The organism is Falsiroseomonas sp. E2-1-a4, assembly GCF_051433165.1.
In the GTDB taxonomy this organism is placed as follows: Bacteria; Pseudomonadota; Alphaproteobacteria; order Acetobacterales; family Acetobacteraceae; genus Falsiroseomonas.
This window is the reverse complement of record NZ_JBHMFS010000009.1, coordinates 114,817-133,596: the sequence shown is the minus strand read 5'-3', so window position 1 is coordinate 133,596 and position 18,780 is coordinate 114,817. Positions and strand designations below refer to the sequence as shown.

Here is an 18,780-nt window from a genome sequence, read left to right as displayed (position 1 = left end):
CGTCGCCAAGAACATGCGGCTCGACCTCCGGCTGATTGCGGAGATGGTGCAGCCGGGCGCGCGGGTGCTGGATATCGGCTGCGGCGACGGCGTGCTGATCGACTACCTGACCCGGGAAAAGCGCGCCGATGCGCGCGGCATCGAGATCGACATGGCCGAGGCGACGGAGGCGGTGGCCGCCGGACTGCCCGTGATCCATGGCGATGCCGACAGTGACCTGGAATTCTACCCGGACGGCGCCTTCGACTATGTCGTGCTGTCGCGCACGCTTCAGGCCGTGGAACGGCCGCGGGAGGTGCTGCGCCAAATGCTGCGCATCGGCGGCCGCGCCATCGTCTCCTTTCCCAATTTCGGCCATTGGCAGCTTCGCATGCGGCTGCTGCTGTCCGGCCGGATGCCGGATAACGAGACCTGGGACCGCGCCTGGTACGAAACCCCCAACATCCATCCCTGCACCATCCGGGACTTCTTCGAACTGTGCCGGATGGAAGGCTATGTGGTGGAAAGCTGGCTGGCGGTGGATGAAAAGGGGCTGCGCTCGCCCTGGAAACGCTCGCCCTGGCTGGCCAACCTGTTCGGCGAACAGGCGCTGTTCCTGCTTCGCCGGCGTTGAGTGACCGTTTGAAATCACCTGCGGGTCCTCAGCCGCCGGCATTCTAAAACGGCCACTGAAGCCGCCCGGCTGGGCGGCCCTTGGCTCCAACTAGTGCAGCCGCGTGCCCGCAGGGACATGACTGCCCGGCATCATGGCCGCCGCCAGTGCCGCATGGCGCGCCGCCGCATCCGCGCCCAGCCGGCGACATTCAGCCTCGACATACTCCAGGATCAGCAACAGGGCCGTACGGTCCGTCGCTTCGGCATCGGCAGGCTTTGGAGTCTTGCTGGGCATCGGCGTGGGCATGGGTCCTCCGGCGGACAAGTGTTCAGGCGAGGCAACCAGCGTCACCTATGCCCGACGCTCACGGGCACGTGAAGTCCGAAAAAACTATCTTGTATTTCAACCAGGGGTATCGCCGAGGAAACGTTCGCGCCGCAGAACGCACAGGGAATTGCGCGCCTCGGCCCGGCGGGTGAGGATGCGGTGCTCAGCAGGCGACCGGGCGCATGATTCCGGCGCGGCGAACAGGGAGGAGGCCGGCATGGCACGGGTGGCTTTGGTGACAGGTGGGCAGCGCGGCATTGGCGCCGCGATCAGTGAGGCGCTTCAGGCCGCCGGCCGGACGGTCGTGGCCTCCTACGCCGGGAACGAGGCCGCGGCGCAGGCCTTCACGGAACGCACCGGCATTGTCTGCTACAAATTCGATGTCGGCGATTTCGAGGCCTGCGTCGCCTCGGTGGCGAAGATCGAGGCCGAGGTCGGGCCGATCGAGGTCCTCGTCAACAATGCCGGCATCACCCGCGACGCCATGATGCGGAAGCTGACGCGGCAGATGTGGGACGACGTGATCGATACCAACCTCGGCTCCTGCTACAACATGTGCAAGGCGGTCTGGGACGGCATGTCGGCCCGGAAGTTTGGCCGCATCGTCAATATCGGCTCGATCAACGGCCAGGCCGGGCAGCTCGGCCAGGTGAATTACGCCGCCGCCAAATCCGGCATCCACGGCTTCACCAAGGCGCTGGCGCTGGAAGGCGCGCGCAACCAGATCACGGTGAATGCGGTCGCTCCCGGCTATGTGGATACGGAAATGGTGCGCGCCGTGCCGCCGGATGTGCTGGAGAAGATCATCGCCCGCATCCCGCGCGGCCGCCTCGGCACCGCGCAGGATATTGCCCGCGGCGTCGCCTTCCTCACCGCGGATGATGCGGATTTCGTCACCGGATCGACGCTGTCGATCAATGGCGGCCAGCACATGTATTGAAGGCCGCGCGCCGTGACGACCGCGATCCTCGCCTTCGACGGCACCGACGCCGGGGCCCCCGCCCGCCGGGCGGCGGCGCGGGGGGCGCATGTCGCCTTCATCACGGCAGAGGCGGCGGCCGGTCGCCTGGTGCTCGGCCTGCCGCTGCATGACGAGGCCGGGCGCAGCCTGGGGTCGCTGATGCTGGTGGAGGGCGGGGCGGCGGAGCGCGACGCCTACCTGGCCGCCGAGCCCTTTGCCACCTCCGGCGTCTGGCAGCGGATCGAGGCGCATGCCTTCCGCATCGCCGCCCTGCCCTACCAGGCCTGGCCGGCACCCGATTCACCGCCGCCCAGCGGCCGAACCCATACGGTGCTGATCGGCTGGGACGGCACCGATGAAGCGGCGATGGACCGCCGCATGGCCGCCCGCCCGGCACATTTCGCACGGGTCCAGCCGATGGCGGAGGATGGTACGCTGCTGTTCGGCGGCGCGCTGCTGGACGAGGCCGGCCGCATGATCGGATCCCTGGTCGCGACGCGCCACACCAGCCATGCGGCGGCGCAGGCCTGGCTGGATAAGGACCCCTATGCCACCGGCGATGTCTGGCGCGAGGTGATCCTGCACGCCACCGCCTTCCGCGCCCTGCCCTACGCGCCCCTGCCGCGCTAGGCGCGGCCGTCGCAGAACCCGATGTCGACTGCCACCCTGGCCGGCTGCGGCGCCCTGGCCTTGTGGGCCTTCCTCGGCCTGCTGTCCCGGCTGGCCGCGGGCGTGCCGCCGCTGCAGATCACCGCCATGGGCTTCGCCGTGGGCGGCCTGGTGGGCCTTGCCGTGGTCGCGGCCACCGGGCGGCTTGGCCTGCTGCGCCAGCCCGGGCTGGCCTGGCTGCATGGGGTGGGCGGGCTGTTCGGCTACCACGCGCTGTATTTCCTCGCCTTGGCGCTGGCGCCGGCGGTGGAGGCCAATCTGCTGAACTACCTCTGGCCGCTGCTGATCGTGCTGCTGTCCGCACCGCTGCGCGGGCTGCGGCTGGGGCCGGCGCGGCTGGCCGGGGTGGGGCTGGGCTTCGCAGGCTGCGCCCTGCTGGTCGGCACCGGCGCATCCTTCCCGCCCGGCGCGGGGCCGGGCCTGCTGGCGGCGGTGGGTGCCGCCGTGATCTGGGCGGTGTTCTCCGTCACCGCCGGCATGAAGCGGCTGGTGCGGGTGCCGACGGAGGCCGTGGCGGGCTTCTGCCTCGGCACCGCGTTGCTGGCCACCGCCGCGCATCTGGCCTTCGAGGCGACGGTCTGGCCGGATGCCGGGCAGGCGCTGGCGGTGCTGCTGCTCGGGCTGGGGCCGGTGGGAGCGGCCTTTTTCCTGTGGGATATCGGCATGAAGCGCGGCGACCCGCGGCTGCTCGGCACGCTGGCCTATGCCGTGCCGGTGGTCTCGACCCTGCTGCTGATCCTGGCTGGGGAGGGGGAGTTCAGCACGAAGATTGTGCTGGCGACGCTGATGGTGGCGGGCGGTGGGTTCGTCGCCGCCCGGGCCAAGTGATGGGGCACGCTGATCAGGCCGGCTTTCGCAGCAGTGCCCGCACCACCTCCGCATGACCCTGGTGACGCGGGCCTTCATCCAGCGCGACGGTGCCTTCCAGCAGCTCCAGCACCTCCAGCCTGCCGAACAGATCCTCCACGATCGTGCGGGACCATAGCAGCTCCGGCATTTTCGGCCCGCCGCTGCGACGGCCCTGTTGCGCCGGCGTGAAGCATTCCAGCGCCAGCAGCCCGCCCGGCGCCAAGGCCCGCAGCGCACCGGCCGCCGCCGCCGCGCGATCCGCCGGCGGCAAATGCAGGTAGATCCAGGCGACCAGATCGAAACCGGCCTCGGGATAGGCCCAGGTGCTGGCATCCGCCGTCACGGTCTCCAGAACCACGCCACGCGCAGCCGCCAGCGCCGCCGCCTTGGCGGAGCCGACGGGCGACCAGTCCAGCGAGGTCGTCACCAGCCCCTGCCCGGCCAGCCAGGCGCCGTTGCGCCCTTCCCCATCGCCCAGCGCCAGCGCCCGCATCCCCGGCCGCAGCCAGGGCGCCAGGCTTTGCAAATAGCGGTTCGGCGCCTGCCCGAACTGGAACTCGCCGCCCTGGTAGCGTTCGTCCCAGGCGAGGGAGGTGCTCATGATCCGGGACTCCATCCTGGAGGCGCCAACTCGAAACCCTCGAACTGGAAGGCGGGGGAGACGGTGCAGGAGACCAGGCTCCACCGATCCCCGACCGGCCAGGCCGCCTGCCACCAGCCCGGCGGCACCACGCCCATCAATTCCTGCCCCGCGCCCGGTGCCGGCCCAAGCAGCACTTCGCGGTCCACCGCCGCGCCGTCCCGTGACAGCGCCAGCAGCAGCGGCCCGCCGCCCTGCCAGAACCAGCATTCGGCGGCGTCCACCCGGTGCCAATGGCTGCGCGCCCCGGCCTCCAACAGAAAATGGATGGCGGTGCCTGCACCACGCCCGCCGCCTTCCGGCTGATCACGCCAGACTTCGCGGTAATGCCCGCCCTCGGGGTGCGGTTCCAGGCGCAGCGCGGCGACCACCTCCGCCGCGCCGACCGCGGGATCATCCAGGCGCATCAGCCGACCCTCCTCACCCCGGGGGCGCCGTGCGGGCCAGCGCCGGCAGGCGCGAGACCTCGGCGAACCAGTCGGCCAGCCGCGGATGCGCGGCGCGCCAAGGCTCATCAGGGAAGCGGAAATCGAGGTAGCCGAGGGCGCAGGCCGCCGCGACCTCCCCGATATCGGCCAGGCCCGTCGGCGCATCCTGCTCCAGCGCCGCCAGGCCGCGTTCCATGGCCGCCTTCTCGCGGGCGATGAAGGCCAGCCGCGTCTCGTCCATCGGCTTGCCGAAGCGCATCCGCCGCGCCACGGCCGCATCCATGATGCCATCCGCCAGCGCGTGCCGCACCTGCGCCGCCAGGCGGTCCATGCTGCCGGTCGGTGGGAACAGCGGCGGGGCTTCCCCCACCGTGTCCAGGTATTCGCAGATCACCCGGCTATCGAAGACCGGGCGGCCATCCTGCGCCACCAGAGTCGGGATCTTGGAAAGCGGATTGTCCTGCAACAGGCTGTCCGGGGAGGCGTGCGGATCGGTGACAACGATCTCGATGCGCCCCTCGATGCCGCGCAGGATGGCGCTGGCCATGACCTTGCGGGCAAAGGGGCTGGCATGGGCGTGGTGCAATTTCATCGGGCAATCCCTGGTTGCGGCGCAGCATGCCAGGGATTGGCGCCCAGCGAAATGATGGCTTCGCGAAGCTTCACCCCCGATGGAGCAACCCGGGTTCAACCCCGGAAGTGGTTCTTCGCCTCCCGCCGCGCGGTGAATTCGGCCAGGTCGCGGGCGCGGAAATAGGGGTTGGCCACCAGCTCCTGCGCCAGCGTGGTCGGCACGGTGGGGCGGCCTGCGGCGCGCAGGGCCCCGGCGGCCTCGGCTTCCGCCCGCAGCGCCTTGTTGCCAGGCTCGATCGTCAGGGCGAAGCGGGCATTCGCCTCGGTGTATTCATGGCCGCAATAGAAGCGCGTCTCCGGCGGCAGTTTCGCCAGGCGCTGGAACGAATTGTACAACTGCTCCATCCCGCCCGGCTCCAGCGGCCGGCCGCAGCCGAGCGCGAACACCACGTCGCCGCACAGCAGGAAATGCGCGCCGGCGAAATGGAAGGCGATGTGGCCGGCGGTGTGGCCGGGCAGGTGCATCACCTTGGCCTCGGAGGCACCGAAACGCACCGTATCGCCCTCATCCACCACCTCATCCAGCTTCGGCAGGCGGTGCAGGTCGGGCCTGCCGCCGATGATGCGGGCCTCCGGGAAGCGCGCCTTCAGCTCCGCCACGCCGTCGATGTGGTCGGCGTGGTGATGGGTCAGGAAAATCGCATCCAGCTTGCCGCCGGCGGCCTCCACCGCCGCGATGGCTGGCGCGGCCTCACCGGGGTCGCAGATCGCGACCGCGCCGGTCGGCTGATCCCGCAGCAGCCAGATGTAGTTGTCCTCAAGGCAGGGAACCGCTTCCACCTTCACCGACATTGCGTGCACCTTCCCGATCCGCCCCGGTCCAAACCGGGGCCCTTCCCCCCTATATCCCCGGCATGACGACTGAGGTCCATGGTTTGCTGGGGTTCTACCAAACACCCGGCGGTGCGGTGGCGGCCCGGCTCGTGCGGGACCGGCTTGCGGCGCTGTGGCCGGTGCTACCCGGCCAGGCCGTGCTCGGCATCGGCCATGCCGCGCCCTATCTCGGCCTGTGGCAGCGGGAGGCGGAGCGCTGCATCGCGCTCACCCCCGCCCAGGGTACTCTCGCCCCCTGGCCGCCCGATGCCCGCAGCGCCAGCCTGATGGCGGAGGAGGAAGCCCTGCCCTTCGCCGATTCCAGCTTCGACCGGGTGCTGCTGGTGCATGGGCTGGAAGCGGCCGACCACGCTCGGCGCATGTTGCGGGAGGTCTGGCGCGTGCTGCGCGACGACGGGCGGCTGATCGTGGTGGTGCCGAACCGCATCGGCCTCTGGGCGCAGTTGGAGCGCACGCCCTTCGGCCATGGCCAACCCTATTCCACCGGCCAGCTTTCCCGCCTGCTGGCGCGGCACCTGTTCCGCGAGCGGCAGCGGGAGGCGGCGCTGTTCGTGCCCCCTTTCGGTCTGCGCTTCCTGGCCACCATCGCCACGCCCTGCGAACGCTTCGGCCGCGCCGTGCTGCCGCGACTGGCCGGGGTGGTAATGGTGGAGGCCGAGAAGGACCTGCTCTCGGCAATGCCGGCCGGCGCATCCGGGCAACGGCGGCGCGTGGTGATGCCGGCCTGGCAATCGACCGCCTCGGCCACGGAAACCCATTCTTCACCCACCGATGCGAGACTGCCACTCCCCCGCGAGGCGCCTGACTGCGCGTCGAGGTCGACCCGGCCTCGGGCCGGCCCCAGGGAACGCCACGGAGATGACGGCCCATGTCAGTGACGACCCAACCGACAGACCAGCTGCGTGACGCCGTGCGCGCGGAACTGCACCCGGCGCTGGCGGATCTGCAACGCTTCATGGACCGCCGTATCGCCGAGCTGAGCGCGGAGCTGCATGCCAGTGTCGAGATCGCCGATATGGGCGAGGAACGGATGACCACCGAACTCGCCCGCATCCATGACCAGATCGGCCAGCTCGTCGCCATGCCCGCTGCCGCCACGCGCAACAGCGGGCTGGAGCTGGAGGCGGTGGTGCAGGCCACGGAAGCCGCCGCCAACACCATCATGGAAGCGGCGGAAGCGATCCAGGATTGGGTGGCGGGCGGCGCCCAGGACAAGGACGCGGTGGCCGCCATCGCCGCAAGGGTGAACTCGATCTTCGAGGCCTGCAGCTTCCAGGACGTGACCGGCCAGCGCATCCGCCGCGCCATCCAGCACCTTCAGCAGGTGGAGAACATGCTGGAGACGATGATCCCGGACGGCGCCCGCCCGGAAGTGCCGCGGGAGCAGGTGAAGGTGGCCACCGCCATCCGCACGGTGGAAACCCCGGCGGGCGGCGATCTCGGCCAGGCCGCGATCGACGCCCTGCTGAATGATTTTTAGCGCGGCTGAAGGATCAGCCGCGTTCGACGCACATCGCCACGCCCATGCCACCGCCGATGCACAACGTCACCAGGCCGCGCTTCGCATCCCGCCGCGCCATCTCGAACAGCAGCGTGTTCAGCACGCGCGCGCCGGAGGCGCCGATCGGGTGGCCCAGCGCGATCGCGCCGCCATTGACGTTGACCTTCGCCGGGTCCCAGCCGAGGCCCTTGTTCACCGCGCAGGCCTGCGCCGCGAAGGCTTCATTCGCCTCGATCAAGTCGAGCGAAGCCACGTCCCACCCCGCCTTGGCCAGCGCCTTCTGGCTGGCCGGGATCGGCCCGGTGCCCATGATGGCCGGGTCCACCCCTGCCGTGGCCCAGGAGACGATGCGCGCCATCGGCGTGATGCCGCGCTTCGAAGCCTCGGCGGCGGACATCACCACCACGGCGGCCGCACCGTCATTGATGCCCGAGGCATTGCCCGCGGTCACCGTGCCGTCCTTGCTGAAGGCCGGGCGCAGTTTTGCCAATGTCTCCACCGTCGTGTCGGGGCGCGGATATTCGTCCTCCGTCACCACCGTATCGCCCTTGCGGCCCTTCACGGTGACCGGCGTGATCTCGTCCTTGAAGCGACCGGCCTTCATCGCCTCGCCAGCCTTGCGCTGGCTGGCGGCGGCGAACTCGTCCTGTTCCTGGCGGGTGAGCTGGAACTTCTGCGCCACATTCTCCGCCGTGTTGCCCATGTGGTAGCCGTTGAAGGCGTCCCACAGCCCGTCCTTGATCATGGTGTCGATCATGGCGAGGTCGCCCATCTTCTGCCCGGCGCGGAGGTTCGCGCAATGCGGCGCCTGGGTCATGCTCTCCTGCCCGCCGGCCACCACGATGGCGGCGTCGCCACAGGAAATCTGCTGCGCCGCCAGCGCCACCGCCCGCAGGCCGGAGCCGCAGAGCTGGTTGATGCCAAATGCGGTGCGCTCCACCGGGATGCCGGCGGCGATCGCCGCCTGGCGGGCCGGGTTCTGGCCGGCGCCCGCCGTCAGGATCTGGCCGAGGATGACCTCATCCACCTCCTCCGGCGCCACGCCGGCGCGTTCCAGCGCGGCGCGGATGGCGATTGTGCCCAGCGCATGCGCGGACAGGCTGGCGAAGGCGCCGTTGAAGGACCCGACCGGGGTGCGGGCGGCGGAGGCGATGACGATATCGGAGGTGCTGGCGGACATGGGCCCTGGGGCTCCTTGGCTCGTGTGACGAATTCCGGCGGAGTGTGGTGCGATGCGGCATGATGGACAAGCGCCGCTGGCGCGATGAAGGACAAGCGCCGCTGGCGCGGCGGGCTCTACAAGCCACGCAGCCAGTCCAGCAGCGGTCGCCACAGCGCGGCCTCCGCGTTGCTGCCGGCGACCATGCCGATATGGCCCGCCGCCGCCGCATGGATGGTGGCGCCCGGCAGCCGGGCGGCCAGCGCCAGGGCGGAGGCCGGCGGCACGATGCGGTCCCGCGCCGGCACCGCGACGAAGCTCGGCATGGCCAGCCCCGCCGGGTCCACCGCGGCGCCGGCCACGCGCCAGGCCAGGCGCTGCGGCGTGTTGACGCCGTACCAGCCGCCCAGCACCTCCCGCGCCATGGGGGCGGCCAGTGGCACGCCGTCATTCAACCAATCCTCCAGCGCCACGAACTGCGCGGCGCGGTCGGATGCCGGGTCGAGCCGGGCGAAGGCGCGGAATTTTTGGGCGATTGCGAAGGGGTCGAGGCCGGCGAACAGGGTCTGGATCGCATCCACCGGAAGGGTCCCAGTCGCCTGCATCACCGGCTCCAGCCCCGGCAGCAGGGCGGCGATGGCGCGGGCAGACTCGGCCGCGTCGGCATGGAAATCCCACGGCGTCGCCAGCAAGCCGAGTGCCGCCACCCGGTCCGGCCGCCGCAGCGCCGCCGCCAGGGCCAGCAGCCCGCCCATGCAATAGCCCACCAGCACCACCGGGCCGGGCAGCGCCATCAGCGCGCGTTCCAGCCTTCCGGCGATGTAGTCCGTCAGGCTGAAGCGGCGCTCCGCCTCCTCCGGCCAGCCCCAGTCCAGCAGCAGTGGCCGCAGCCCCTGCCCGGCCAGGAAGCGCATTAGGGACCGGCCCGGCATGAGGTCCAGCACCTGCGCCCGGTTCACCAGGGACGGCACGAACAGCACCGGAATCCCGGCCCCACCCGGCGCATAGTCCAGCAGCCGCGATCCGCCCTCCGCCCAGATTGCCGGCGGGTCCGGCACGGTGCGGCTGTAGGGGTGGCGGCGATAGGCGGCGAGGCCGGCCAGCAGCGCCCGGTCGGCGCGCAGCAGCCGGCGGATCACCGCCGCCTGGAAGGCCTCAGCCGGCTGGTTTGCGGCGGCGAGGGCGGCGGCGATCCTTCGCATCTCCACCTGCCCCGCCGGGGACAGGCGCATCGCCGGGCTCCAGGGCGGCCAGCCGGCGCTCGAGCCCGGCGAGCCGGGCCGCGAGGGCAGCATCCCCGCGCTCAGGATCGCGGCCATCCCGCGGCTTGCCCCCAGGATCAGGTGCAGCGGCAGCGGGCGCGGGCCGCGGCGGCGTAGCGGCCCGGTCAGCGGTACCATCATGGGCAGGGCCGGGCCAGGCGGGCATGCCGAAGGGGTTCGGCACCCCGCCCGGCGGTGGCCGGCCGAAGGGCGGGGAGGCTGCGGCGCGCAGCCAAGCGGCGCCGAGCGCCGACCAGATCGCCGTCATCGCCGCCCAGCCCTCTGCCGCCTCCCGGTCCGCGGCGAGGCCGGCGATCTCGCTTTGCCACAACGCGATCCAATCCTCCGCCAGGGCCTCCAGCTCGGCCGCGGCGTCCCGGCCCGGGTCGCCGTCGCGGGGGTCGTCCCCTTGCATCATGCATCCTCACGGGCGCGCGCCCACCCTTGCCCCAACGCTGCCGGGTGGCACCCTGGTTGCAGCGCAATACGAATTTCGGAAACAGGTGTTTCGCACCGCAGCGCAGCGCATGATAGGATTTCGGCAGCGGCAGGGCCGCCAGGGGAAACAAGACGCATGGCGCAGGATACAATCCAGGCAGGTGCGGGCCAAGCAGGCTCCCAATCGGGACCGGCCGAAGCCTCCGATGCCCTGGCACAGCCGCCGGTTGTGGTAAAGAAATACGCCAACCGACGCCTCTACAACACGGAATCCTCCTCCTACGTCACGCTGGAGGATCTGGCGGTGATGGTCCGCCATGGCCGGCATTTTGTGGTCTATGACGCGAAATCCGGGGATGACATCACCCGCGGCGTGCTGACCCAGATCATTGTCGAGGAGGAGTCCAAGGGCCGCAACCTGCTGCCCACCTCCTTCCTGCGGCAGATCATCGGCTTCTACGGCGACAGCATGCAGTCGCTGGTGCCGCGCTACCTGGAATCCATGATGGGCGCCTTTTCCCGCCAGCATGAACAGGTGCGGAAGACGGTGGGACAGACCATGGTCGGCTTCATGCCCTTCCCGAACCTGGACGAGATCGGCAAGCAGAACCTGGCGATGATGGAGCGGGCGATGAGCCTGTTCGCGCCCTTCCGCCCCACCGCCGACCAGCCCGAGCAGACCCCGGAAGCCGCCCGGCTCGCCGCCTTGCAGCAGGAGCTGGAAGTGTTGCGTCAGCAGATCGAGCACTTCAAGGCGGCCGCGGCGGCGGTCGAGAAAGACAAGTCCTGACGAAAAACATCTTCTAATTCGGCCACAGAGCGCGCGTTTCTGTTCGCGCTCGCGCCGCCTTGGGCGACAATCACGTCCTTGTCATGCGCGCCAAAGGCGAACGCGTGAGCATTGTCCCAATTCATGTGGGCGGTGCAACACGCCACCGGCACCAGCGCCGGCACCGGGGATCAAACCGATGATGGATATTGAGCACGAGGCCGGCCAGGAAACCGCTGGGGAGCGGCCTGGTCAGCGCGCCAGCGCGGCGGACCGGCATGTGGGCGCGCGCATCCGCGAACGCCGCGTGATGATGGGCCTGTCGCAGCAGCAACTGGCGAAACTGATCGGCGTGACCTACCAGCAGGCGCACAAGTATGAGCGCGGCCTGAACCGGATTTCAGCCGGGCGGCTGTTCGAGATCGGCCAGGTGCTCGGCGTGCCGGTCTCCTGGTTCTTCGAGGGTCTGACCCGCGACAGCGCCGAGCCGGAGGTGTCACCACGCCAGCGCATGTGCCTGGAACTGGCCCGCAACTTCGCGCTGATCGACAACGAAAAGCACCAGGAAGCGCTGAGCCAGATGGCCCGCGCCCTGGCGGCGCAGTCCCAGGCGGAACGCGGCGACGGCTGAGCGACCCCTTACGGCGCGCGCCAGCCCGGCGCGAAGACCCACAGCCCGTCCCGCTCGGCCAACAGATCCCGCGACGGGTCCGCCTGGGCCGCCACCAGACGGCGGGTCGCCTCATCCCGCAGCACATACAGCGTGCCCGGCTCCCACCGCCCCTGCTCGAAGGCGGCCAGGGTGCGGCGGCGCAGGGTGGCCAGGGCGGCGGGGTCGACGCGGGAATGGTAGGCGGCATCGGTCGGCAGGCCGCGCGGCGCGGCGAAGCGGGCGATCGGCTCCCAATGCGCCCCGAAATTCTCGGCCGGTACGGCGCGGATGCGCTGGTAGCGGCGCGCGGCCTCGGCCCAGAACGGATCCGGAAGGCGTTCCGCCGCCACCGCCGGCGCCGCGGCGACCAGGGCGCGGAAGCGGCCCATGCCGGCCTGGATATCCACGATTTGCAATGTCAGCAGCCCGGCCAGCACCCAGCGCAGCCGCAGCCCATGCAGGCGCTGCGCCAGCACGGCGATGGCGGCGAAGATCGCGGCATAGGCCAGCGGCCAGAAGAAGCGTTCGGAGGCGCGCAGCATATCCGCAAGCCGCAGGATCGGCGGCGGCAGGTCGAAGCTGGCCACGATCCGCCCGCCGATGGCGACCTGGTTTGAGATGGCAAAGCCGAGCATTCCGGCCAGCATCAGCAGCAGCACCGCATGCCGCCGCAGCAGTGGCCGCCAGGCGCCGCGCGGCGCCAGCACCAGGCCGAGCGCCAGCGCCAGCAGCGCGCCGGCACCGAGATAGGACCCGCCAGCCTCCCAATGTCGCAAGCCGGGCAAGACGGGCAGCAGCAAGCCCCATTCCACCGCATCGAAGGGCGCCGTCAGGTCGAACTGGGACTGGCCGTAATGCACGCCCATCGGCAGCACCTCCCCGCCCAGGGTGAAATAGCCGGCCAGCCACAGCGCGCCGGCCATCACCGGCAGCACCGGCCATTGCGCCAGCAGCGGCCGTGGCGATGCCAACCGCAGCGCGCGGCCGAGCGTATCCGCCACCCACAGCCCGCCGCACATCGCCATGACATAGGGGTTCAGCATCGCCTGAATGCCGAGGCAGCCGGCCCATTGCAGCGCCTGGCGCCTCGGATCGGGCCGCAGGCACAGCCATAGCGCCCAGAGCAGCGACCATTGCGAGCACAGCGCGAAATGCCCACCCATGCGGTTCAGCAGCAGCGGCTGCCAGGCGAAAAGCAGCGCGCCGAGGGCCCGCGCCACCGGATCGGGCACCGCCAGCCCCAACAGCCGCCAGGCAAAGCCCGCCTGCAGGGCGGCGCACAGCACCATCCAGGGGCCCCAATATTGCGGAATTTCCACCAGGGGCCGCAGCGCCTTGGCCAGCAGCGCCGCCAGCGGCACGGCATCGACGTAGAAAATGGCGCTGGACAGTTCCAGCCCGTAATCCGGGTTCAGCGTCGGCGGCCAGGACCAGGGTGTGCGGGCGAAATAGGTCCAGGCCGAGAGATAGGCCACCGGGTCCGGCCCCAGCGTGCCATGCAGCAGCCAGCCGAGATCGTTGATGTCGAGGATGCGCGGCCCAAGCGTGGCGAGCGCCGCCAGCGCCCCGCCAGCCACCGCCAGCAGCGCCATCACCCGCCGCAGCGTGCGGCTGCCGGAGGCGGGGATCGCCAGCGGCGGCGCGGCGGCGGTCAGTGCAGGCATTCGCGGCACGGCATGCGAGCGTCCACCCGGACTTGTCGCGGCGGGTATGCCCTTCTGGCGGGGCAGCCGGCCCGATCCGCGATTCCTGGCAGGTGGATCGGCCTTCCACTCACCATTGCGTGAGCCTAGGTCTGGCAAAGGGCGCGGGCAAGACAGGCGCGTGAGCGTCCCTTGGCGCGCGGCAGAACGGCTCCAACCTCCCGAAGCGCGGTGCAGACCCCGCCTTCCGAAGGATGCCACAGATGATGTTCATGCCGCGTCGCCGCCTGCTCCAGGGCGCCCTGTCGCTCTCCGCCGCCCTCGCCTTGCCGGGCCTTGCCCGCGCCCAGGCCCAGGCCACCGGGGATGCGCCCTCCGGCCCGCACAGCCAGGCTCCCCTGCCCTACGCCTTCGGCGCCAATGAGGCGGCGATCGATGCGCGGACGATGGAGCTGCATTACCGCTTCCACCATGGCGGCCAGGTCGCCGGTCTGAACCGCGCGCTGCGCGACCATGCCCAGCTTGCCGCCCTGCCGGTGGATGAGCTGCTGGGCAAACTGAATGAGGTGCCGGAAGCCATTCGCACCGCCGTGCGCAACAATGGCGGCGGCCACGTCAACCACACCATGTTCTGGGAGATCATGGGCGGGGCGGGCGGCGAACCGCAGGGCGAACTGGCCCAGGCCATCACCCGCGACTTCACCGATTTCGCCACCTTCCGCGGCCGCTTCAACACTGCCGCGAATGGCGTGTTCGGCAGTGGCTGGGCCTTCATCACGGTGAACCGGGAAGGCCGCCTGGCCCTGGTCACCAAGGGCGGCCAGGACAGCCCGCTGATGGATGGCCAGCGTGTGCTGATGGGCAACGACGTGTGGGAGCACGCCTACTACCTGCGCTACCAGAACCGCCGGGCCGAATACTCTACCAATTGGTGGAACGTGCTGGACTGGCAGAAGATCGGCGCGCGCTACGCCGCGGCCAAGGCCGGCACGCTGCGGGTGTGAGGTGGTGGGCGGGGCCGCGGACCCCGCTCCCTTCCCCTACTTCTTCGCCTGGAAGGCGCTGAAGAAGCCGGTCGGCTTGATGATGCGGTTTTCCATCTTCACCAGCAGGCTGCGCGCGCCGGCCTCGGCCAGGTATTCGCCCCAGGCCGGGTCGGCGGCCATGGCGGTGCGGCGGCGTTCCCGGTCGCCCTGGTCGGCATAGCCCCACATATGCACCACGGTGTTCAGCGCGCCTTCCACCGTCGTGTACCAGCCGAGGCAATTCTCCAGGTACTTCAGCTGCAGGGGCCAGGCCTTCGCCTCGTACAGCGCAACGAACTCAGGCAGCTTGTTGGGCAGCGTGGTGTAGATTCGCAGGTCGACGATCATCTCCGGTCCTCCCGTTCCGATGCCAGCATGGCGCGTCGTGGGGGCGGCGGCCAGACCGGGCGGCCAGACGGGGTCCCCGGAGGGGTTCGCGTCAGGGCGCCGCAGCGGCTGCAATTCCTCCGTCATGCGAATCACATTTAGACGTCATCTGGTGCTTGTATAGGCGCCGCTGCGAAGGGGCATCCGATGCTGGAACTGCGGGGACTGACACGGCGCTTCGGCGACGTCACGGCCGTGAACGACATCAAGCTGGTGATTCCGGACGGCCAAATGGTCGGCGTGATCGGCCGCTCCGGCGCTGGCAAATCCACCATGCTGCGAATGATCAACCGGCTGACCGAGCCATCCTCCGGCCAGGTCATCTACGGCGGGCGAGACATCACCGCGCTGCGCGGCCGGGAGCTTCGTCGCTGGCGTACCGATTGCGCCATGATCTTCCAGCAATTCAACCTGGTGCAGCGGCTGGACGTGCTGACCAATGTGCTGGTGGGGCGCCTCAATCACCGGCCGGGCGCGGTGGGCATCCTCACCAGCATGTTCAAGATGTTCACCGCCGCCGAGCGCGCCATGGCGCTGCGCGCGCTGGATCGCTTCGACTTGGCCGAGACCGCACTGCAGCGAGCCGATACGCTTTCGGGCGGGCAGCAGCAGCGCGTCGCCATCTGCCGCGCCCTGTTGCAGCAGCCGAAGCTGATGCTGGCGGATGAGCCGATCGCCAGCCTCGATCCGCGCAACGCGAAGACCGTGATGGACGCGCTGCGCCAGGTGAACCGCGAGGACGGGCTGACGGTGCTGGTGAACCTGCACCACCTGGATACCGCCCGGCAGTATTGCGACCGCATCGTCGCCATGCAGGCCGGCCGCATCATGTTCGACGGCACGCCGGCCGAGCTGACCGCCGCCCGCGTGCGCGAGATCTACGGCGTCAGCGAGGACGAGTTCGAGGAACAGGCGCAGGACGCCGTGAAGCCGCGCACGCCCGCCACTGTCACCGCCTGAGTTTTCCACCGGAGAGACCACGCCATGCTGAACCGCCGCACGCTTGCCGGGCTGATCGCCAGCGCCGCCATGACGCCTTCGCTTGGTCTCGCCCAGGGCGGAACGCCCCCAGCGCCTCAAGGCGGAACGCCCCCCGCGCCTCACGGCGCGATGCCCGCCGCGCCGACGGATCGCCGCCGCCGCTCGCTCGATGCCGATGTGGCCTTCCCGCAGGCCGGCCGGCGCGCCTGGGCCTCGCAGGTACCGCTGCTTCGCATCGGCCTGCTTGGCGGGGAGAACGAAGCCGATCGCATGGGCCGCTACGGCGCCTATCGCGACCTGCTGGCCAGCACCTTCGGCGTGGAAGCGCGCCTGTTCCCGGCCGCTGATTTCGGTGGCGTGGTGCAGGCGCTCGGCGCCCGGCAGATCGAGATGGCCGGCATGGGCAGCAGCGGCTACGCCGCGGCGTGGATGGACAGCGACGGCAATGTCGAGCCGCTGCTGGTTTCCGAGGAGGCTGATGGCTCGATCGCCTACATCGCCGCGATGGTGGTGCGGCGCGACAGCGGCATCACCAACCTGGAGCAGATGCGCGGCAAGTCGCTGGCCTGGGCCGATCCCAACTCCACCTCCGGCTACCTGATCCCGCGCTTCCAGCTTCGCGCGGCCGGCATCGGCGTGGAATCTGGCCAGTATTTCAGCCGCACCGGCTTCGCCGGCGGGCATGAGCAGGGCGTCATCGCCGTGGTGCAGCGGCAGTACGACGCCGCCGTCACCTGGGCCTCCGGCCAGGGCGCGGAGGATGAAGGCTTCACCCGCGGCAATCTGCGGGCGATGGTGGATAAGGGCCTGCTGGACATGCGGCAGATGCGCGTGATCTGGCGCAGCGAGCCGATCCTGAACGGCCCGCTGACGGTTCGCCGCGACCTGCCGGAATCGTTCAAGGAAGACATGCGGCTGTTCCATCTGGGCCTGCCGAAGGCGCATCCGGCACTGTACCGCCAGATCGAGCGCGGCGCCGGCACAGGCTACCGCGAAGTGCGCCACAGCGACTTCGAGCTGTTCGTCCGCATGCGCCAGGAAGAGGCCGCCGCGCGCCGTCGCCGGTCCTGATCTCGCATCAATACAGGGGAATACGCCATGTTGAGCCGTCGCGCACTCGCCGCCCTGATGGGTGGTGCCGCCATCCTGCCAGCCCGCGCCTATGGTCAGACGGCCGTGGATGAGGTGCCGCCCGGGCCGGGCGGGCGCCGACGCCTTCGCACCCAGGACGCCGAGGTGGTGTTCCCGACCGCCGGTCGCCGCGACTGGGCCGCACAAGTGCCGCAGATCCGCATCGGCCTGCTTGGCGGCGAGAATGAGGCCGACCGGCTCAACCGTTTCGACGCCTACCGCCAGCTGCTGGAGCGGACCTTCGAAGTGCCGGTCCGCCTGTTCCCGGCCTCCGACTTCGCCGGCGTGATGCAGGCCTTCAGCGCCGGCCAGATCGAGGCCGCTGGCATGGGCCCCTCGGGCTATGCCGGCGCCTGGATGGACACCAACGGCGCGATCGAGCCGCTGACCATCACGCGGCAGACCGACGGTTCCATCGCCTATGTCTCCGTAATGATCGTACGCCGCGACTCCGGCATCGAGACGCTGGAGCAGATGCGCGGCAAGAGCCTCGCATGGGCGGATCCGAACTCGACCTCTGGCTACCTGATCCCGCGCTTCGCGCTGCGGCGCCAGGGCATTGGCGTGGAGCCGGGCCAGTATTTCGGCCGCACCGGCTTTGCCGGCGGGCACGAGCAGGGCGTGGTCGCCGTCATCCAGGGTCAATACGACGGCGCCGTCACCTGGGCGTCGGGCATTGGCGATGTCAACCAGGGCTACAGCCGCGGCAACCTCCGCTCCATGGTCGATAAGGGCATGATGAAGATGGAGGATATGCGCATCATCTGGACCAGCGAGCCGATCATGAACGGCCCAATGGCCGTTCGGAAGGTGCTGCCGGCCACCTTCAAGGCAGACCTGCAGATGTTCCACCTGGCGCTGTTCAAGGCCCACCCGGAGATCTCCCGCCAGATTGCGCGCGGCGACAGCCTCGGCGCCGTCGAAGGTTTCCACGCGGATTTCGAGCTGTTCGTCGAGATGCGTCGCGAGGAAGCCGCGGCGCGCCGCCGGCGTTCCTGAGCCGTGTCGGTCGTCTTCGCCACGCCGGCCGTCCTGCGCGGCGAGGCGGCCTTCCAGTCGGCGCGGCGGGATCGCCGCCGCGCCACCCTCACGGCGCTGGTCGTGCTGGCCGCGTGCCTGGTCCTCAGCGGCTGGGTCAGCGAGGTCAACTTCGCCACGCTGGCCGCCGGCATCCCGCGCATCGGTGAATATTTCGGGCGCATCGCCCCCGATCTGCGCTGGGCCACGCTGTTCTCGAACGCGGAGACGGAGGGCAGCATCGCCTTCTGGTTCTACCGCGCCGATGCCTGGGCGCTGCTGCTGCTGGAAACCGCGAACATGGCGGCGCTGGCGACCCTCGGCGGCGCTTCCATCGCGCTGATCCTCTCCTTCTTCGCCAGCCGCAACCTGGCGCGCAACACCTGGTCCTACCAGTTGGCACGCCGCTCGCTGGAAGCGCTGCGGACCGTGCCGGAGATCGTCTATGCGCTGATCTTCGTCTGGGCCTTCGGCGTCGGCGCGCTGGCCGGCATCCTCGCCATCATGATCCACACCATCGGCGCGCTCGGGAAGCTGTTCTCCGAGGTGATCGAGAATGCCGAGATGCGGACCTGGGACGGCGTGCGGGCCTCCGGCGGCACCTGGTCGCAGGCCTGCCGCTTCGCGATCCTGCCGCAGGTGGCGCCAAGCCTGATCAGCTACACGCTGCTGCGCTTCGAGATCAATGTGCGCGGCGCCAGCGTGATCGGCTTCGTCGGTGCCGGCGGCATCGGCCAGGAGATCTACAGCGTGATCGCCTTCAATTATTATGAGGAAATCAGCGCGATCATCGTGATGGTGATCGTGGTGGTGGCGATGATCGACCTGCTGAGCGAGCGGCTGCGCCACCGCATCACCGATGCGGCCGGAGTGCGCTGA

The 18,780-nt window shown here is 70.0% G+C and carries 23 protein-coding genes; 13 read left to right on the top strand and 10 right to left on the bottom strand.

Annotated elements, in window-relative coordinates:
- Nucleotides 1–13: 13 nt before the first annotated feature.
- The gene (gene metW / locus ACFHNC_RS12090; protein ID WP_437169538.1) at nt 14–613 is read left to right on the top strand and encodes a methionine biosynthesis protein MetW; all 600 of its coding nucleotides are present in this window, start codon (nt 14–16) and stop codon (nt 611–613) included.
- Nucleotides 614–703: 90 nt separating this feature from the next.
- Here metW and ACFHNC_RS12085 read toward each other — a convergent pair whose 3' ends face one another.
- Entirely contained in the window at nt 704–901 is a 198-nt protein-coding gene (locus ACFHNC_RS12085) for a hypothetical protein (protein WP_437169473.1), read from the bottom strand.
- 238 nt (nt 902–1,139) lie between these two features.
- Between ACFHNC_RS12085 and phbB the strand changes: the two genes are divergently transcribed.
- From phbB to yddG, 3 genes are read left to right on the top strand one after another with little or no spacing between them, the layout of a single operon-like run.
- Nucleotides 1,140–1,862: an acetoacetyl-CoA reductase gene (gene phbB, locus ACFHNC_RS12080; RefSeq protein ID WP_437169472.1), complete on the top strand. Its 723-nt coding sequence runs from the start codon at nt 1,140–1,142 to the stop codon at nt 1,860–1,862.
- Between the two features lie 12 nt (nt 1,863–1,874).
- Complete coding sequence (locus ACFHNC_RS12075; RefSeq protein WP_437169471.1) at nt 1,875–2,513, top strand: YciI family protein; 639 nt, start codon at nt 1,875–1,877, stop codon at nt 2,511–2,513.
- Between the two features lie 21 nt (nt 2,514–2,534).
- Nucleotides 2,535–3,380, top strand: a complete 846-nt coding sequence (yddG, locus tag ACFHNC_RS12070; protein WP_437169470.1) for an aromatic amino acid exporter YddG — start codon at nt 2,535–2,537, stop codon at nt 3,378–3,380.
- A gap of 13 nt (nt 3,381–3,393) precedes the next feature.
- Here the strand turns inward: yddG and ACFHNC_RS12065 are convergent, their stop codons facing one another.
- From ACFHNC_RS12065 to gloB, 4 genes are all read right to left on the bottom strand, one after another.
- Complete coding sequence (locus tag ACFHNC_RS12065; protein ID WP_437169469.1) at nt 3,394–4,002, bottom strand: methyltransferase domain-containing protein; 609 nt, start codon at nt 4,000–4,002, stop codon at nt 3,394–3,396.
- A complete protein-coding gene (locus ACFHNC_RS12060; protein WP_437169468.1) occupies nt 3,999–4,448 on the bottom strand; it encodes a cupin domain-containing protein in 450 nt (149 codons plus the stop codon). Before ACFHNC_RS12060 ends, ACFHNC_RS12065 begins: the two co-directional genes overlap by 4 nt.
- A gap of 13 nt (nt 4,449–4,461) precedes the next feature.
- Nucleotides 4,462–5,061, bottom strand: a complete 600-nt coding sequence (locus ACFHNC_RS12055; protein WP_437169467.1) for a glutathione S-transferase N-terminal domain-containing protein — start codon at nt 5,059–5,061, stop codon at nt 4,462–4,464.
- A 95-nt stretch (nt 5,062–5,156) separates the two neighbouring features.
- On the bottom strand, nt 5,157–5,894 hold the full coding sequence (gloB, locus tag ACFHNC_RS12050) for a hydroxyacylglutathione hydrolase (RefSeq protein WP_437169537.1): 738 nt from the start codon (nt 5,892–5,894) through the stop codon (nt 5,157–5,159).
- 62 nt (nt 5,895–5,956) lie between these two features.
- Here gloB and ACFHNC_RS12045 point away from each other — a divergent pair, with 62 nt between their 5' ends.
- A complete protein-coding gene (locus tag ACFHNC_RS12045) occupies nt 5,957–6,814 on the top strand; it encodes a class I SAM-dependent methyltransferase (RefSeq protein WP_437169466.1) in 858 nt (285 codons plus the stop codon).
- On the top strand, nt 6,805–7,416 hold the full coding sequence (locus ACFHNC_RS12040; RefSeq protein ID WP_437169465.1) for a hypothetical protein: 612 nt from the start codon (nt 6,805–6,807) through the stop codon (nt 7,414–7,416). The genes ACFHNC_RS12045 and ACFHNC_RS12040 overlap by 10 nt, the downstream gene beginning before the upstream one ends.
- 13 nt (nt 7,417–7,429) lie before the next feature.
- Here ACFHNC_RS12040 and ACFHNC_RS12035 read toward each other — a convergent pair whose 3' ends face one another.
- From ACFHNC_RS12035 to ACFHNC_RS12025, 3 genes are all read right to left on the bottom strand, one after another.
- Nucleotides 7,430–8,617 carry an acetyl-CoA C-acetyltransferase gene (locus ACFHNC_RS12035; RefSeq protein WP_437169464.1) on the bottom strand — a complete coding sequence of 396 codons (1,188 nt, stop codon included), beginning with the start codon at nt 8,615–8,617 and terminating at the stop codon, nt 7,430–7,432.
- Between the two features lie 116 nt (nt 8,618–8,733).
- Nucleotides 8,734–9,828 carry an alpha/beta fold hydrolase gene (locus tag ACFHNC_RS12030; RefSeq protein ID WP_437169463.1) on the bottom strand — a complete coding sequence of 365 codons (1,095 nt, stop codon included), beginning with the start codon at nt 9,826–9,828 and terminating at the stop codon, nt 8,734–8,736.
- Complete coding sequence (locus ACFHNC_RS12025) at nt 9,752–10,276, bottom strand: hypothetical protein (protein WP_437169462.1); 525 nt, start codon at nt 10,274–10,276, stop codon at nt 9,752–9,754. Before ACFHNC_RS12025 ends, ACFHNC_RS12030 begins: the two co-directional genes overlap by 77 nt.
- A 156-nt stretch (nt 10,277–10,432) precedes the next feature.
- Between ACFHNC_RS12025 and phaR the strand changes: the two genes are divergently transcribed.
- Nucleotides 10,433–11,086 carry a polyhydroxyalkanoate synthesis repressor PhaR gene (gene phaR, locus ACFHNC_RS12020; RefSeq protein ID WP_437169461.1) on the top strand — a complete coding sequence of 218 codons (654 nt, stop codon included), beginning with the start codon at nt 10,433–10,435 and terminating at the stop codon, nt 11,084–11,086.
- Nucleotides 11,087–11,264: 178 nt separating this feature from the next.
- Entirely contained in the window at nt 11,265–11,696 is a 432-nt protein-coding gene (locus tag ACFHNC_RS12015) for a helix-turn-helix domain-containing protein (protein WP_437169460.1), read from the top strand.
- Between the two features lie 8 nt (nt 11,697–11,704).
- On the opposite strand, the gene ACFHNC_RS12010 is transcribed toward ACFHNC_RS12015, so the two are convergent.
- On the bottom strand, nt 11,705–13,381 hold the full coding sequence (locus ACFHNC_RS12010) for a DUF6311 domain-containing protein (protein WP_437169459.1): 1,677 nt from the start codon (nt 13,379–13,381) through the stop codon (nt 11,705–11,707).
- Between the two features lie 242 nt (nt 13,382–13,623).
- On the opposite strand from ACFHNC_RS12010, the gene ACFHNC_RS12005 reads away from it, so the two are divergent.
- A complete protein-coding gene (locus tag ACFHNC_RS12005; protein ID WP_437169458.1) occupies nt 13,624–14,364 on the top strand; it encodes a superoxide dismutase in 741 nt (246 codons plus the stop codon).
- Nucleotides 14,365–14,400: 36 nt separating this feature from the next.
- Here the strand turns inward: ACFHNC_RS12005 and ACFHNC_RS12000 are convergent, their stop codons facing one another.
- Nucleotides 14,401–14,733 (bottom strand): NIPSNAP family protein, encoded by a 333-nt coding sequence (locus ACFHNC_RS12000; protein WP_437169457.1) that lies wholly within the window; start codon nt 14,731–14,733, stop codon nt 14,401–14,403.
- 186 nt (nt 14,734–14,919) lie between these two features.
- On the opposite strand from ACFHNC_RS12000, the gene phnC reads away from it, so the two are divergent.
- The 4 genes from phnC to phnE are packed head-to-tail and all read left to right on the top strand — an operon-like array spanning nt 14,920 to nt 18,780.
- On the top strand, nt 14,920–15,732 hold the full coding sequence (gene phnC, locus ACFHNC_RS11995; protein WP_437169456.1) for a phosphonate ABC transporter ATP-binding protein: 813 nt from the start codon (nt 14,920–14,922) through the stop codon (nt 15,730–15,732).
- A gap of 24 nt (nt 15,733–15,756) precedes the next feature.
- Nucleotides 15,757–16,824, top strand: a complete 1,068-nt coding sequence (phnD, locus tag ACFHNC_RS11990; RefSeq protein WP_437169455.1) for a phosphate/phosphite/phosphonate ABC transporter substrate-binding protein — start codon at nt 15,757–15,759, stop codon at nt 16,822–16,824.
- 27 nt (nt 16,825–16,851) lie between these two features.
- Nucleotides 16,852–17,883, top strand: a complete 1,032-nt coding sequence (phnD, locus tag ACFHNC_RS11985) for a phosphate/phosphite/phosphonate ABC transporter substrate-binding protein (protein ID WP_437169454.1) — start codon at nt 16,852–16,854, stop codon at nt 17,881–17,883.
- Between the two features lie 3 nt (nt 17,884–17,886).
- Nucleotides 17,887–18,780 carry a phosphonate ABC transporter, permease protein PhnE gene (phnE, locus tag ACFHNC_RS11980; RefSeq protein WP_437169453.1) on the top strand — a complete coding sequence of 298 codons (894 nt, stop codon included), beginning with the start codon at nt 17,887–17,889 and terminating at the stop codon, nt 18,778–18,780.

What these genes read in the sequence shown, in the direction of transcription:
- gloB (WP_437169537.1), bottom strand. Translation starts at nt 5,894, where the DNA reads ATGTCGGTGAAGGTGGAAGCGGTTCCCTGCCTTGAGGACAACTACATC.
- metW (WP_437169538.1), top strand. Translation starts at nt 14, where the DNA reads ATGCGGCTCGACCTCCGGCTGATTGCGGAGATGGTGCAGCCGGGCGCG.
- ACFHNC_RS12010 (WP_437169459.1), bottom strand. Translation starts at nt 13,381, where the DNA reads ATGCCTGCACTGACCGCCGCCGCGCCGCCGCTGGCGATCCCCGCCTCC.
- ACFHNC_RS12005 (WP_437169458.1), top strand. Translation starts at nt 13,624, where the DNA reads ATGATGTTCATGCCGCGTCGCCGCCTGCTCCAGGGCGCCCTGTCGCTC.
- phnD (WP_437169455.1), top strand. Translation starts at nt 15,757, where the DNA reads ATGCTGAACCGCCGCACGCTTGCCGGGCTGATCGCCAGCGCCGCCATG.
- phaR (WP_437169461.1), top strand. Translation starts at nt 10,433, where the DNA reads ATGGCGCAGGATACAATCCAGGCAGGTGCGGGCCAAGCAGGCTCCCAA.
- phnC (WP_437169456.1), top strand. Translation starts at nt 14,920, where the DNA reads ATGCTGGAACTGCGGGGACTGACACGGCGCTTCGGCGACGTCACGGCC.
- ACFHNC_RS12025 (WP_437169462.1), bottom strand. Translation starts at nt 10,276, where the DNA reads ATGATGCAAGGGGACGACCCCCGCGACGGCGACCCGGGCCGGGACGCC.
- phnD (WP_437169454.1), top strand. Translation starts at nt 16,852, where the DNA reads ATGTTGAGCCGTCGCGCACTCGCCGCCCTGATGGGTGGTGCCGCCATC.
- ACFHNC_RS12000 (WP_437169457.1), bottom strand. Translation starts at nt 14,733, where the DNA reads ATGATCGTCGACCTGCGAATCTACACCACGCTGCCCAACAAGCTGCCT.
- ACFHNC_RS12085 (WP_437169473.1), bottom strand. Translation starts at nt 901, where the DNA reads ATGCCCACGCCGATGCCCAGCAAGACTCCAAAGCCTGCCGATGCCGAA.
- phbB (WP_437169472.1), top strand. Translation starts at nt 1,140, where the DNA reads ATGGCACGGGTGGCTTTGGTGACAGGTGGGCAGCGCGGCATTGGCGCC.
- ACFHNC_RS12060 (WP_437169468.1), bottom strand. Translation starts at nt 4,448, where the DNA reads ATGCGCCTGGATGATCCCGCGGTCGGCGCGGCGGAGGTGGTCGCCGCG.
- yddG (WP_437169470.1), top strand. Translation starts at nt 2,535, where the DNA reads ATGTCGACTGCCACCCTGGCCGGCTGCGGCGCCCTGGCCTTGTGGGCC.
- ACFHNC_RS12035 (WP_437169464.1), bottom strand. Translation starts at nt 8,617, where the DNA reads ATGTCCGCCAGCACCTCCGATATCGTCATCGCCTCCGCCGCCCGCACC.
- ACFHNC_RS12030 (WP_437169463.1), bottom strand. Translation starts at nt 9,828, where the DNA reads ATGCGCCTGTCCCCGGCGGGGCAGGTGGAGATGCGAAGGATCGCCGCC.
- ACFHNC_RS12065 (WP_437169469.1), bottom strand. Translation starts at nt 4,002, where the DNA reads ATGAGCACCTCCCTCGCCTGGGACGAACGCTACCAGGGCGGCGAGTTC.
- ACFHNC_RS12055 (WP_437169467.1), bottom strand. Translation starts at nt 5,061, where the DNA reads ATGAAATTGCACCACGCCCATGCCAGCCCCTTTGCCCGCAAGGTCATG.
- ACFHNC_RS12015 (WP_437169460.1), top strand. Translation starts at nt 11,265, where the DNA reads ATGATGGATATTGAGCACGAGGCCGGCCAGGAAACCGCTGGGGAGCGG.
- ACFHNC_RS12040 (WP_437169465.1), top strand. Translation starts at nt 6,805, where the DNA reads ATGTCAGTGACGACCCAACCGACAGACCAGCTGCGTGACGCCGTGCGC.
- ACFHNC_RS12045 (WP_437169466.1), top strand. Translation starts at nt 5,957, where the DNA reads ATGACGACTGAGGTCCATGGTTTGCTGGGGTTCTACCAAACACCCGGC.